The sequence below is a fragment of the Rahnella sp. CG8 genome (assembly GCF_023701875.1).
GTDB lineage: Bacteria > Pseudomonadota > Gammaproteobacteria > Enterobacterales > Enterobacteriaceae > Rahnella > Rahnella aceris.
Window position 1 is genome coordinate 28,113 of sequence record NZ_JABAED010000039.1, and the last position, 13,105, is coordinate 41,217.

Annotated in this window: 13 protein-coding genes and 4 pseudogenes; 8 read left to right on the top strand and 9 right to left on the bottom strand. The window is 53.0% G+C overall.

What is annotated here, in order from left to right; genetic code table 11:
- Nucleotides 1-126: 126 nt before the first annotated feature.
- Entirely contained in the window at nt 127-321 is a 195-nt protein-coding gene (locus HGO41_RS23515) for a hypothetical protein (protein ID WP_250981521.1), read from the top strand.
- Nucleotides 322-443: 122 nt separating this feature from the next.
- Here the strand turns inward: HGO41_RS23515 and HGO41_RS23520 are convergent, their stop codons facing one another.
- Complete coding sequence (locus HGO41_RS23520; RefSeq protein WP_250981522.1) at nt 444-770, bottom strand: nuclear transport factor 2 family protein; 327 nt, start codon at nt 768-770, stop codon at nt 444-446.
- 45 nt (nt 771-815) lie between these two features.
- Between HGO41_RS23520 and HGO41_RS23525 the strand changes: the two are divergent.
- Nucleotides 816-908: pseudogene (locus HGO41_RS23525) on the top strand (hypothetical protein); the annotation flags it as partial.
- Between the two features lie 98 nt (nt 909-1,006).
- Here the strand turns inward: HGO41_RS23525 and HGO41_RS23530 are convergent.
- From HGO41_RS23530 to HGO41_RS23545, 4 genes are all read right to left on the bottom strand, one after another.
- A complete protein-coding gene (locus tag HGO41_RS23530) occupies nt 1,007-1,159 on the bottom strand; it encodes a hypothetical protein (RefSeq protein WP_200227356.1) in 153 nt (50 codons plus the stop codon).
- 40 nt (nt 1,160-1,199) lie between these two features.
- Entirely contained in the window at nt 1,200-2,246 is a 1,047-nt protein-coding gene (gene idnD / locus HGO41_RS23535; protein ID WP_250981523.1) for an L-idonate 5-dehydrogenase, read from the bottom strand.
- A complete protein-coding gene (locus HGO41_RS23540) occupies nt 2,243-3,613 on the bottom strand; it encodes an MFS transporter (protein WP_250981524.1) in 1,371 nt (456 codons plus the stop codon). Before HGO41_RS23540 ends, idnD begins: the two co-directional genes overlap by 4 nt.
- Before the next feature lie 107 nt (nt 3,614-3,720).
- A complete protein-coding gene (locus HGO41_RS23545) occupies nt 3,721-4,491 on the bottom strand; it encodes an SDR family oxidoreductase (protein WP_200227351.1) in 771 nt (256 codons plus the stop codon).
- Nucleotides 4,492-4,892: 401 nt separating this feature from the next.
- On the opposite strand from HGO41_RS23545, the gene HGO41_RS23550 reads away from it, so the two are divergent.
- Nucleotides 4,893-6,146, top strand: a complete 1,254-nt coding sequence (locus tag HGO41_RS23550) for an enolase C-terminal domain-like protein (protein ID WP_241917289.1) — start codon at nt 4,893-4,895, stop codon at nt 6,144-6,146.
- A 52-nt stretch (nt 6,147-6,198) separates the two neighbouring features.
- Here HGO41_RS23550 and HGO41_RS23555 read toward each other — a convergent pair whose 3' ends face one another.
- On the bottom strand, nt 6,199-6,915 hold the full coding sequence (locus HGO41_RS23555) for a FadR/GntR family transcriptional regulator (protein WP_101079186.1): 717 nt from the start codon (nt 6,913-6,915) through the stop codon (nt 6,199-6,201).
- 304 nt (nt 6,916-7,219) lie between these two features.
- On the opposite strand from HGO41_RS23555, the gene HGO41_RS23560 reads away from it, so the two are divergent.
- Nucleotides 7,220-8,515 carry an MFS transporter gene (locus tag HGO41_RS23560; protein ID WP_241917288.1) on the top strand — a complete coding sequence of 432 codons (1,296 nt, stop codon included), beginning with the start codon at nt 7,220-7,222 and terminating at the stop codon, nt 8,513-8,515.
- A gap of 330 nt (nt 8,516-8,845) precedes the next feature.
- On the opposite strand, the pseudogene HGO41_RS25965 reads toward HGO41_RS23560, so the two are convergent.
- Nucleotides 8,846-9,077: pseudogene (locus tag HGO41_RS25965) on the bottom strand (IS630 family transposase); the annotation flags it as partial.
- A gap of 127 nt (nt 9,078-9,204) precedes the next feature.
- Between HGO41_RS25965 and HGO41_RS25790 the strand changes: the two are divergent.
- Complete coding sequence (locus tag HGO41_RS25790; RefSeq protein ID WP_276524759.1) at nt 9,205-9,336, top strand: hypothetical protein; 132 nt, start codon at nt 9,205-9,207, stop codon at nt 9,334-9,336.
- Between the two features lie 233 nt (nt 9,337-9,569).
- Here the strand turns inward: HGO41_RS25790 and HGO41_RS23570 are convergent.
- Nucleotides 9,570-10,154: pseudogene (locus HGO41_RS23570) on the bottom strand (IS30 family transposase); the annotation flags it as partial.
- A 57-nt stretch (nt 10,155-10,211) separates the two neighbouring features.
- Here HGO41_RS23570 and HGO41_RS23575 point away from each other — a divergent pair.
- Nucleotides 10,212-10,669: pseudogene (locus HGO41_RS23575) on the top strand (transposase); the annotation flags it as partial.
- An 89-nt stretch (nt 10,670-10,758) separates the two neighbouring features.
- Here the strand turns inward: HGO41_RS23575 and HGO41_RS23580 are convergent.
- Complete coding sequence (locus HGO41_RS23580) at nt 10,759-11,169, bottom strand: ASCH domain-containing protein (RefSeq protein ID WP_250981525.1); 411 nt, start codon at nt 11,167-11,169, stop codon at nt 10,759-10,761.
- Nucleotides 11,170-11,552: 383 nt separating this feature from the next.
- Here HGO41_RS23580 and HGO41_RS23585 point away from each other — a divergent pair, with 383 nt between their 5' ends.
- Nucleotides 11,553-12,236 carry a DNA methyltransferase gene (locus tag HGO41_RS23585; RefSeq protein WP_250981526.1) on the top strand — a complete coding sequence of 228 codons (684 nt, stop codon included), beginning with the start codon at nt 11,553-11,555 and terminating at the stop codon, nt 12,234-12,236.
- Nucleotides 12,233-12,457, top strand: a complete 225-nt coding sequence (locus HGO41_RS23590; protein ID WP_250981527.1) for a YubE family protein — start codon at nt 12,233-12,235, stop codon at nt 12,455-12,457. Before HGO41_RS23585 ends, HGO41_RS23590 begins: the two co-directional genes overlap by 4 nt.
- Nucleotides 12,458-13,105 lie beyond the last annotated feature (648 nt).

The following is a 13,105-nucleotide window of genomic DNA, read 5'->3' on the forward strand; positions in this document are numbered from 1 at the left end:
GCGTCTCCTGAAGCCGCGGGGGCGAGCAAAATTTGCGCGTTGTTCTTTTCCCATATCATGAATATGGCTAAAAAGAGGATTTGCCGTTTTTACTCACTCCGGATAAATTTTGCAGGAGTGGAGCTAATGAGTAAAAAAGTTCTCTATCATGATCATGATATCCCCGCCAGCGACAGGGAAAACAGCCCACAAACATTGCCTTGTCTCAAGCTGTTTTTATTACAATCGGGGCCGGCAACAGAGAGCCAGGCAATAAGTGTAAAGATGAGGATCTGCCATACATCCATTAAAGGCTCCATTTTCAGTCGTTTTCCGGGATGATGCCTTGGTGCGGGTCTGGCGTTCCGTGATTGGCGAGCAATTGCTGTCTGATGCCGAAAATGCACCATTCGCCCTCATACTTTTTCAGGTCGAAAAAATACCGCCCGTTGGAGTGGAAAAAATCAGCGACTGAGGTGCAGGTGGTGGTTCGAAACCTGAGGATCATGTAGTTTCACTTGGCGCTTGCCTGGTATGCGGCTCAGGTGACCAGTAAGGTTGGTAAAGCTATGTTGCATCTTGAGTTTGCTGAGGGCTGCTTGACGCAAGGCAATGTATTCAGCTTGAGTCATGAACCGTGGCGGATCATTCCTGAAACTTGAATAATCCACATACAGCTCAGGCCACAAGCAGTCCTCCATCAGTTGCCAATCCATCAAGTCAAAAGCACTTTGGAAATGACACTGGCAGCCGTGGATAGCGAGTCTTTCATACAGATCAGTGTTATTCATCCTACACTCCCTTCACGTACAATCACTGACTATCTCGAACCGAGATACGATGCGCAGGTCTGTGACGCTATGGTTATGATCCGTGCACTGAACAAAATGACGCGTGCAGGCATGCATGAAAGTTTACTGATTGCATGAGAATATGACTGATAGGGGGAGTTTTATCTAAACCCAATTTATTCAACAAAGCCAGATGTCAGCTGACAGACCGAAGAGCTGACTCGTTCGATCTCATCTTACTCGATGACTGCCAGATTCTCCGACTGTTTCTGCGCAAGTTGTGTTTTGAGTAAGCCAATCGCCAGAATATTGTTTTCACAAAACAACGCATCAATTCGCGCTTCGAGCGGCGTCGCCTGCCAGTCTTCACGTATCTTCTGATACGCCACCGCTTTTCCGGCACGAAAATCGGTGGCGCTGGGGCAGGTATCAGAAGGTAATCTGCACTTTCGAGGAGCGGGTTTTATCGGCGGCGGCAATCAACGCTTCTTCAATGGATTCCGGCGCATATTCTGCGCTGAGTAACGGCAGCGGATTGACGCGACCGTCTTCCAGCCAGGCGACGGCGGTGGCAAATTCGTCGATAAAGCGGAAAGAACCCACCCAGGTGATCTCTTTGACCAGCATCGGCATGACCGGATATTCCACGCTGGCCGCGCCCATACCGACCTGTACGATGGTGCCGGAAGGGCGGGTGAAAGCGACGGTAGACTGGATGGCCGCCGGGCTGCCGGAGGCTTCGAACACTACGTCGAAATAGCCGCTGTTTTCCTGATAGTGGTCCGCGCTGCCTTGCTCCATCGGGTTGAATGTGGCATTGGCGCCCATTTCAACGGCCAGTTCGAGACAGCGGGCGCTGACGTCGGAAGCGACAATTTCCGCGGCCCCTGAGCTGCGGGCGGCTGCCAGGATCAGACAACCAATCGGCCCCGCGCCAATCACCAGTACTTTTTTACCAACCAGCGTTCCGGCGACATTCACCGCGTGGATAGCCACAGCCGTGGGTTCGGCAAAGGCCATCACCTTAGGTGGCACTTTGCTGTAGGCAAAGCACTGGGCTTTCGTCGCCACAACGTATTCAGAGAATCCGCCGTTGACGTGCGGATTGAACTGCGCGCTGCCCATAAAGCGCATGGTTTTGCACAGATTCTGTTTCCCTTCGAGACAAAATGCACAGTGATTGCACGGCTGCGAGGGATTGACCGCCACGCGCTGACCGGCGTGGAAACCTGAATCTGCCGGCGCTTTTTCTATCACGCCAACAAACTCGTGGCCGACCACCATCGGGTGTTTAAGCACAGACATCCCGGCGCGTCCGTGCTGATAATAGTGAATGTCAGAACCGCAGATGCCGCCGCAAACGACTTTCACCAGAATATCGCTGTCACTGTATTCCAGTTCGCGCCTTTCCACGCGCACGTCTTTTTCGCCATAAGCGAGACAGGCTTTACAGGTAATTTTGTGTTGAATGCTCATTTCAATGCCCCGGTTATTTTCTGCTGATTTGAGTCAGCACGATGCTGATTGGGAATATCGGATTTCGGCGGCACGATCACTTCGATTTTGCCGACCAGGAAGGTGTAAGCCAGTAAACCCGCCAGCGCGACGGCGGCGATGTACCACATGGCGTACTGGAAATTGTTGGTGCGTTGCAGGATCACGCCGATGACAATCGGACTGACGATGCCGGAAAGGTTGCCGCAGATATTCAGGCAGCCGCCCATCGTGCCGATAAAGTTACGCGGGATCACATCGCTCCACACCACCCAGCCGAGATTGGAAAAGGCGTTGGCGAAGAACGCGACGGATAAAATGGCAATGGCGACAGTCGGCTGGTCTTCAAAGAAATTCACCAGACAAATCACCATCGTCAGACACAAACCGGCCATCACCGGCAGTTTGCGGGCCAGGGTGCGCGATTTGCCTTTTTTGAGCAGCATGTCGCTCAGCGTACCGCCGCACAGGACGCCCGCCATCGCCATCAGATACGGGAATGACGCGCCGATCCCGGCTTTGGTGATCGACAGATGCAGCCCTTTTTCCAGATAGACGATGAACCAGGTCAGGAAGAAATAAAGCGTGGAAGAGCAGGCGAACTGCGCGATGAACAATCCCCAGATAGTGCGTTGTTTGAGGAAATATTTGATGTCTTTCCAGCGTACCTTCTCGCTGACGCTGGCCTGGTTTGTGGAGCCGTAACCACCGCCTTCGCGGATGTAATTCAGTTCCTGCTGGTTGGTGCCGGTACTGTGCTGAGGGTCGCGGTATTTCATCAGCCAGTAGATGCCGAACAAAATGCCTGCGCCGCCGGAAAGATAGAACGACATTTCCCAGCCATATTCCGCCACAACGTAGGAAAGCGCCGGGGTCAGCAACGCCAGGCCGATATACTGTGCGCTGGAGTAAATCGCCGTGGCGCGTGCGCGTTCATGGTCCGGAAACCAGGTGGCAATGATTTTGGTATTCGACGGAAACGACGGCGCTTCCGCGATGCCGATCAGTGCGCGGCAGCCGAGCAGCATCAGGAACGAGGCGGTGGCAGTCGTGAACACATGGTGCGAGGAGAAGCCCATCAGGAAAGTGAAAATGCTCCACAGAATAATGGCGCTGCCGTAGAGAATACGCGAGCCGATGCGGTCCAGCACATAGCCCACGGGGATCTGACTGGCAGCATAAAACCACGTAAACATTGAGAATAGCAGACCGAGCTGCGTGGCGCTCAGATCGAATTCGGACTGGATCTTACTGCCCGCGACGGACAGATTCGCTCTGTCCATATAGTTAATGGCCGTCACAATGAACAACAGCGACAGGATAAAAAATCGCGACTTTGTTGCTTTCATTTGAGTGTCCTGGTCAGGTTTTTTTATTGGTTTGGTCATGTAGATGCAGGGTACCGCCCACGGCACAGGCTGCCGCGGGCAAAGTCTTTCAGCGTTCAGGCAGGCGTTTACAGCACTGCCAGCCAGCCGCCATCGACATAGATGATCTGGCCGTTGATGTAGTCGGAAGCGGACGAGGACAGGAACACGGCAGTGCCGATCAGTTCCTGCGGTTTACCCCAGCGTTTCGACGGGTTGCTGGCTTTTACCCAGCTGTCGAATTCCTGGTTATCGATAAGCGCGGCATTCATGTCGGTGAGAATGTAGCCGGGGCCAATGGCGTTGGACTGAATATTGAATTCTGCCCATTCTGCGGCCATCGAGCAGGTCAGCATCTTGATACCGCCTTTGGCGGCGGTATACGGCGCAACGGTAGGGCGCGCTGCCTGGCTGGTCAGCGAGCCGATGTTAATGATTTTGCCGCCGTTGCCACGGGCGATCATGCGTTTAGCCGCCGCCCGGGAGACGATAAAGGCGCTGGTGAGATTGGTATCGATCACGCGCTGCCATTGTTCCAGCTCCAGTTCTACCATCGGTTTGCGATACTGGATCCCGGCGTTGTTGATCAGAATATCCACCTGCAATCCCTGCGCTTCGAGGGCGGCGAAGGCACTTTCCACGGCATCTTCACGAGTGACATCAAAGGCAAAACCGTGCGCCTGATAACCCTGATTACGCAGTGACTGGACAGATTCCTGCAACAGTTCTTCGCGGATATCATTGAGGATCACGCCAGCCCCAGCTGCCGCCAGCCCCTGTGCGTAAGCAAAACCTAAACCGCGGGCAGAACCCGTCACTAACGCCGTTTTGCCGGTTAAATCAAATAATGCAGCAGACATGATAATTCCTCATCGTTGATATTTCTCAGGGCGTCATCAGATTCTCAACCTGTATGACATCATTCGTGTTTAAACTGATGCAAGGCTCTTTTTAAATCAATGCTGAGGTGAGTTATTTGCCATCTGTGTCACACAATTTCAGAGTGAAAAAACGTATTAATTTATTTACTCTTTACAAAACAAGTAAATAATTTTGTTCCAATAGATTGTATGATCGAGTGCACAAAATCTCTTCACCGGGCTTTGGCGGTTTGTTCAGGGGTGATATAAACAAAATAACTTGTAGGACGACAGTTGAGTTGATAGATATAACTGCGCTAAGAGTTATTCATTCGCTGTGTGGCACGCACCACATCAGGAAAAGACGTTATCGGGTCTGACATACATATTAAGGAGTTACTGTGAGTAATCTTAAAATCACCGCGGTGAAAACCATTCTGACGGCACCCGGAGGTATCGATCTCGCGGTGGTGAAAGTGGAAACCAACCAGCCGGGTTTATACGGATTAGGCTGCGCCACGTTTACCCAGCGTATTCATGCGGTGAAAACCGCCATTGATGAATACATGGAACCGTTTTTAATCGGTAAGGATCCGACGCGTATTGAAGATATCTGGCAGTCAGCCTGCGTCAGTGGTTACTGGCGTAGTGGCCCCATTATGAACAACGCGCTTTCCGGCGTGGACATGGCGCTGTGGGATATCAAAGGCAAGCTGGCCGGCATGCCGGTGTATGAACTGCTGGGCGGAAAATGCCGCGACGGTATTCCGCTGTATGTACACACCGACGGCGGCGATGAATTTGAAGTGGAAGACAATATCCGTGCGCGCATGGAGGAGGGCTATCAGTATGTGCGCTGCCAGATGGGGATGTACGGCGGAGCAGGGACTGACGACATGAAGCTTATTGCCACCCGTCTGGCACGTGCCAAAAATATTCAGCCTAAACGCTCGCCGCGCACCAGTACGCCGGGGATTTATTTTGACCCGGAATCTTACGTCAAGAGCGTGCCGCGCCTGTTTGATCATCTGCGTAATAAACTCGGGTTTGGCATCGAATTTATCCACGACGTTCACGAACGCGTGCAGCCGATTGCGTCCGTTCAACTGGCGAAAACGCTCGAGCAATATCAGCTGTTTTATCTCGAGGATCCGGTTGCGCCGGAAAATATCGAATGGCTGAAAATGTTGCGTCAACAGTCTTCCACACCGATTTCGATGGGCGAGCTGTTTACCAACGTCAATGACTGGAAGCCGCTTATTACCAATAACATGATCGACTATATCCGCTGTCACGTCAGCACCATCGGCGGCATCACGCCGGCGAAAAAACTGGCGACGCTCAGCGAACTGCACGGTGTACGCACCGCGTGGCACGGGCCGGGCGATATTTCGCCGGTCGGTGTTTGTGCCAATTTGCACCTGGACATGAGCGTGACCAATTTCGGTATTCAGGAATATACGCCGGTGAACGATGCGCTGCGTGATGTGTTCCCGGGATGTGCGGAAATCGATCAGGGTTATGCCTATCTGAGCGACCGTCCAGGGCTGGGGATAGATATCGACGAGAAGAAAGCGGCACAGTATCCGTGCGTCGGCGGTATTCCTTCCTGGACGATGGCGCGAACACCGGATGGTACGGCGTCACGTCCGTAAAGGCCGTAAAGGTTCCGCGCCAGAGTGCAAATTCTGGCGCGGAGCGAGGCGCTTATTTGGCGTCCGGCAGAGACTGTTTGAGCTTTTCGATGGCCGTCACGTTGTCGGACATCGCGTCATTGAGTACGGCAACCGCTGTTGAAGAGTCGCGGTTTTTGATCGCCATAAACACTTTGATGTGCGCTTCGACGCTTTCCAGCGTAATTCCCAGCGCACGGTTCAGCTCTTCCAGATAGTAGTAATAGATGTCTTTAATCGAATTCATCACGTTGTAGAACACTTTGTTCTGCGAGGCTTTGGCGATCGCCAGATGAAAGTCGAAGTCGGCCTGTGAGTACTTTTTGTAGTCGTCTTTATTGACCAGCATACGGTTCAGCGCCTGTTCCAGCGCGGTGATGTCTTCCGCCGTGGCGTTGATGACCGCCAGCTCCATGCACTTAAATTCCACCGTCTGACGGAATACCATCATGTCGTGAAACTCTTCGCGGCTCAGGTGCATGATCGGCTGCTGTTCATTGAGCAGGGTTTGCTGACTGAGGTTCTGGCTGACAAAACTGCCTTTGCCCTGTTGCGTCACCACAATGCCGAGATCCCGCAACCGCTGCACCGCACTGCGGATGCTGACGCGGCTGACGTTAAACGATGCGGTCAGTTCCGCCTCCGAGGGGAGTTTGCTACCCGGCGGCCAGCTGCCATCGAGCAGCTTTTCCTTGATCTGATCGTAAACCGCATTCACCACATTGTGTTTTTGGATCGATTGAATACTCATCTTGTCCGTCGCCATAAGTTGTCCTACAACGGCCAGAGATATAGCACGTCAGGCGGCGAGTGTGAAGTTATCCCGCCGGTTTTTGCGGGGTTCATGAGCCACTGCCCGCTAAAAAAGAATTTTGTGACGCAGATTTTACTTCGCCAGTCTGGTGATTGCCCGGCGCATTTCAGTGGTGCATCTTTAAACATGAATGATGTCATACATGTTGGTGTATGACAGGTAGATACGATCCACATTGGCGCTAAAAAACGACGCCAGAAGGCATTCTGGCAGGCAATACTAAAACTCAGAGAACCGACATATGAACCTCAATTTGCCTCAAAAACTGGCACCGCTGCGCTGGCGTAAGCTGATCCCGCTGGCGTTTATCACCTACAGTCTGGCGTATCTTGACCGTGCCAATTATGGGTTTGGTGCCGCCTCCGGGCTGGCGCAGGATTTAAATATTACACCGGGCATTTCATCACTGCTTGGCGCCTTGTTCTTCCTAGGCTATTTCTTCTTTCAGGTGCCGGGCGGGATTTATGCCGAAAAACGCAGCGCTAAAAAACTGATTTTCTGGAGCCTGATCCTGTGGGGCATTTTAGCCACTGCCACCGGCATGGTTCACAGCGTGGTGGCGCTGGCGATTATTCGTTTCCTGCTCGGCGTGGCCGAAAGCGTGGTGATGCCTGCGATGCTGGTCTTCCTCAGCCATTGGTTCACTAAGCAGGAACGCTCGAAAGCCAACACTTTCCTGTTTCTTGGTAATCCGATCACCGTATTGTGGATGTCGATCCTTTCCGGTTATCTGGTGGATGCCCTCGGCTGGCGCGGGATGTTTATCATCGAAGGCGTTCCGGCGATTATCTGGGCGGCTATCTGGTGGGTGATATTTGTTGATCGTCCGGCAGATGCAAAATGGCTGAGCGAACAGGAGAAAGCGGCGCTTGAATCGGCGCTGGCGGCGGAACAGGCCGAAATGAAGCCGGTGAAAAATTACGGCGAAGCGCTGCGTTCACGCAAAGTGCTGTCGCTGTCGTTTATCCACTTTTTCTGGAACATCGGCATGTACGGTTTCATTATGTGGCTGCCGTCGATCCTGAAAACCGCTTCTGGTATGGGGATTGTGGCGACCGGCTGGCTTTCCGCTGCGCCTTATCTGCTGGCGGTGCCGCTGATGCTCGGGGCGTCCTGGTTCTCTGATAAATACCAGCAACGTAAGCTGATTGTGTTGCTGTTCCTCGGGCTGGGCGCGGTGTGTTTCTGTGCGTCGTTTACCGTGGGCGCGAATCATTTCTGGGTGTCGTATGTGTTGTTGGTGATCGCCGGTGGAGCGATGTATACACCCTACGGCCCCTTCTTTGCCGCCATTCCCGAGCTGCTGCCGCGCAATGTGATGGCCGGTGCGATGGCATTTATCGTCAGCTTCGGCGCACTCGGTTCTTTTGTCGGATCGTGGATCGTCGGTTACCTGAACGGCGTCTTCGACGGTCCGCAGGCTTCTTACGTCTTCATGGGCAGTTCTCTGGTGATCGCGGTGCTGCTGACCGCCGTTACGCGTTTCACCAATAAACCGGCAGAAGTTGCTGCACCAAAAATTGCGGCGCTGAGCTAAGTTATTACCCCGGCTTCAGACGCACCTGACGTTTAAAAGGTGCGTCTGAGTCGTTTTCAGGGCTGAGGCTGTGTAAACATCTCAACCCGGCTGTGAGGCGTATCCTGGCCGAATAATATCGCCAGAAGTTCCTGAGTCTCTGTAAAAGCGGTTGCGGTATTCGGGAACAGATGATTTTCGTAGCCGTGAATGGCCGGGTCAATATCGCCCTGATGGACGACAATGGTTTTGCCAAGTCAATCAGGGCGAGGTTCGAGCCCTCGCCATCAGATGTGCCGCATCGACAATCAACGTGACACTGGGAACACGCTGCAAGGAGTATCAGTAAGGTAACGCATAAACCTGGTTATTCTCATCATGGCATCACTCAAAGATTTATCCGGCGGAGCCAGATACAGCCAGATCACATCCCAAAACTTCTCCTCATGGATAACTTGAATGCGCGCGTCAGGTGAAGCTTTAACTCACTGGCAGCCCACAGTTTATAGCCGGTAGTCGAGAAAATACCCGCTGACGTTTGCCATCCACGCCTCGCTGATGCCGGCACCCGTCGACTCCACCTTTTTAGCGGGTGCCGGTAAAGGACTAGGCCAACTGGGCGGCATGACATTGATAGGCCTGCACGTTCCAGAAAGCCATCGCGCACAAGCCAAAGCAGTCCTCAAATCGGCGACTATATACCGGCTGGCTTGCTGCCTGTAGCAACCGGCTATCTGATGGATGCCGTTGGACTGGCCTGGGGATCCATACTTTTCGCGCTGGTATTAGTGGTCACAGCTTCTGTCGGCGGCATCTGGGGTATGCGGCAATCAAGTGACTGAACATCGACAGAAGAAAGTCATGTGAAGTTGTGCCATCTCTACTGCTAATCCAGGCATATAAAGAGGAACTAGGCGTGATGCCGTTAGTCTGACACATGCACAGAAGACTGCGCGATAGAAGTCGGCGTCTTTGTATCTTGAAGATGGCTTAGACTTGGCGGTCAAGTTGATTTTAGCAAAGTCCGCTATGTGCTGTGAGTTCAACCGATGTATGCAACACACTTATTGAACCGCTATGCGTGTGATTCATAGTCTAGCGTTTTTCTCGGCCTTTCATTTAGCTGTCTGGCAACACTGTTAAGTCTTTGCTGGCTGTGAACAGATAAGTCAGTTCCTTTTGGAAAATATTGTCTGAGCAGCCTGTTCGTATTTTCATTTGAGCCATGTTGCCAGGGAGATTGAGGATCACAGAAATAAACCTGAATGTCTGTGGCCACAGTAAACTGGGTGTGGCTGGTCATTTCAGCACCCCGATCCCATGTTAATGTTTTATAAAGCTCAACGGGTAATTACCGGGCTTGTTTGATGAGTGCAGATATAACGGTTATGGTCTTGTTGTCACTGATTTTGGCCAGCATAACAAAGCGGGAAGGGCGTTCTACGAGGGTGACGATATAGGAGTTTTTCGAGCCCTGGATCAGGTCACCTTCCTAGTGGCCGGGTATGGCTCTGTCTGCAACATCAGGTGGTCTTTTGCTGATGGGTATCGCATCCGGAATTGAACCTAATCCTTTCCCTTTAAGCGATGACGTTCTGGATCTACGCACTGCTCTTTCGCTTCTGAGGCATTGCTGCAGTTCTTTTTGACCTGCTCCCCGTTGATTAGTACACCCCGATGTTAGTAATGTCTTCATCTGCAACGTGAGGACATCCCCATGAAGAAGCGTTTTTCCGACCAACAGATCATCAGTATTCTCCGCGAGGCTGAAGCCGGGGTATCTGCCCGTGAACTCTGCCGCAAGCACGCCATTTCCGATGCCACGTTTTACACCTGGCGTAAGAAGTATGGCGCTATGGAAGTGCCTGAGGTTAAGCGCCTGAAGTCGCTTGAAGAAGAGAACGCCCGACTCAAGAAGCTGCTCGCCGAAGCCATGCTCGATAAGGAGGCGCTTCAGGTGGCTCTGGGGCGAAAGTACTGACGACAGACCAGAAGCGGGAAGCCGTGATGTTGATATGTGATGCGACCGGTCTGTCGCAACGTCGTGCCTGCAGGCTCACAGGTTTATCTCTGTCGACCTGCCGCTATGAGGCTCAGCGTCCGGCGTCGGATGTGCATTTATCAGGGCGCATCACTGAACTGGCGTATGAAAAAAATGAAGGCTGGTATGTCCGCTCCGTGCCAAAAGCGTAACTTTATATAAGTTGCAGTAGATAAAACGCTACGATATTTTTCTCATCTTCGGTGCAGATACTTTGTCCGGTTCACAGAACCTCAACAACCTCAAATTCCTCTGTGATCAGCTCCATATCATTAGAAAAATAACCTTCACGAGTAAAAAACCGCTGATGTTCTTTCCGCCAATACTCAAGGCTCAAATCACCTTCACCTTCCTTTCTGGCAAAGTCGGCGGTAACATCACAAAAACGCACAAGTCGCATCGAAACCAACCTGATAACGCATACCGGTACATCTTGACTGTCAAGGATGATGTTATAACTCCCAATCCTAGGTGCATATTCTTCTTGCTGGTAAGATGGAAAAGAGCCGCATGAGGCCGTTTTAATTCCTTTTTTAATAAGGTCTGCAAGCTCGTTGGCCAGTTCTGGGCTATCACCAATTTGCCAAGCATTCGCGCTTGGATACTTCACTTTTAATTCATCAATAGCAGACATTTAAAGCCCTTCTTAATCACTTATAAAAAGAAATTTCATACATGTTTTGAGCATGAATTGCCCGAAAATTTACATTGATGCTCTCATATTACTATCTTAGACCGCTTTTCGCTCAGAGCCGTTCAATCAGTGTGTTGCATCCATCGGTTGAACTCACAGCTCATAACGGACGCTAATCACCTATAGTCACTGCGCGTCTTTAACCCCCTTCCTGATTGACATTAAACACAACTGCTCACCCGGTCACCGCCAGTCACGGTGCATTCAGCCCGTTCCTGGCGGTGCTGCGGCTTCCGCGTCAGGCCTTCCAGCTCCGCTTTGCGCCCGACTCTGGTGTGGTCACGGCGCCGGCCGGTTCCGGTATTCCCATGTGGAGTAACGCTATGTCCCGATTTATCCAGGGTGATTGTGAGCAGGTTATGTCTGGTTTTCCGTCTAGTGCAGTGGATTTTATATTGACTGTTCCCCCTTATCTCGTCGGGTTTACCGATCGTTCCGGGCGGTCAATTGCCAATGACAAAAACGGCGACTGGCTGCCACCGGTCAGCCGCGAAATGTTCCGGGTGTTCAAACCTGACAGCCTGGCAGTGAGTTTTTATGGCTGGAACCGGGTGGATCAGTTTATGGCCGCATGGAAAGCCGCCGGCTTTCGCGTTGTAGGCCACATTGTTTTCACCAAGACCTATGCTTCGAAATCCGCATTCGTCGGCTATCAGCACGAAAGCGCCTATGTCCTCGCCAAAGGGCGCCCGCCGTTGCCGGAAAAACCGCTCCCGGACGTCATGCCCTGGCAGTACACCGGCAACCGTCACCATCCGACGGAAAAGCCCGTCTCTATCCTGCGGCCGCTGATTGAGTCCTTCACGCAGCCGGGTGCGATAGTACTCGACCCCTTTGCCGGAAGCGGTTCGACCTGCGTCGCGGCGGCGCAGTGCGGGCGACGCTGGATTGGCATCGAGTTAATGGAGGAGTACCACGCGGCGGGGCAGCGTCGCCTAGCGGAATTTCAGCGTCTGCGTCCGGCGGCGCCGGTTGCAACCTTTCAGCAGTACGGGAGCCTGATATGAGCAACTATTCAGACAATATTGCCCTGCGGGTGGACGTGGCGGCGCTGGCGAACGCGACCTATGAACTCCGCGAGCAGTTCCGGGCGTTTGAGAAAAAATACTTCTGGGGCAGCGACGAGTTAACCCAGCGCCTGGCCGGGCAGGTGGCGAACCAGCTCAGCGGCCAGATGCTGGAAATCTACAAACAAATTAACGAACTCGACCACGCCTTCAAGGACTGACCCTAAAAGCATGGCCCCGCATTTGAGCGGCGGGGCTATAGCCTGAATGCTTTGTTTGCCAGGGCGAACGTCAAATGCCATTGAACAGCGCGCTGCCGTGGCTTCGCCACCGCGGCTGCCCGCTCAATGCGCAATAAACTTGACGAAGGGAGTCGGTGTTCCGGGACGACCGGGCCTGTGCTGTCGCGTGATTTTCGTGAGGTAGCTTCTCCGCAACCTGCTGTGGCCTGGATTTATCTTCCGCATCCTGGTCATCGAAGGCCGGTTCCTGATTTTCACAACAAACCACCACGGCCAGAACATGGCCCCCTTCGGCTCATGACCAGCAGGCTGGTCAGTCGTCTGCCCGACTTTGCTAACCGGCTTGGCCGGTAAGCTTCGCGGAACCCCTGCGGGTTTCCGGCCTGCGGCTACGGTCCGATGGCAACGGCAAGGGTCAACCCCCGCAGGCGGCTGCGCCGCCGCACGGACACTGGCCGGTAAACCGGCCGCTAAGGTCGCCGCCTCGTTCCCCGCCGTCGGGTGTGTGCATTCTGCCGGGTGCGGTTATCCCTCTCAAGGTCAGCCCTTTCGCGGAGGGCTGGGTGTAGCACCGCCGCCCAGGTTAACGCAAGGGTGAAATGCACGCCTGCGGCGCCCTTGCGTTCC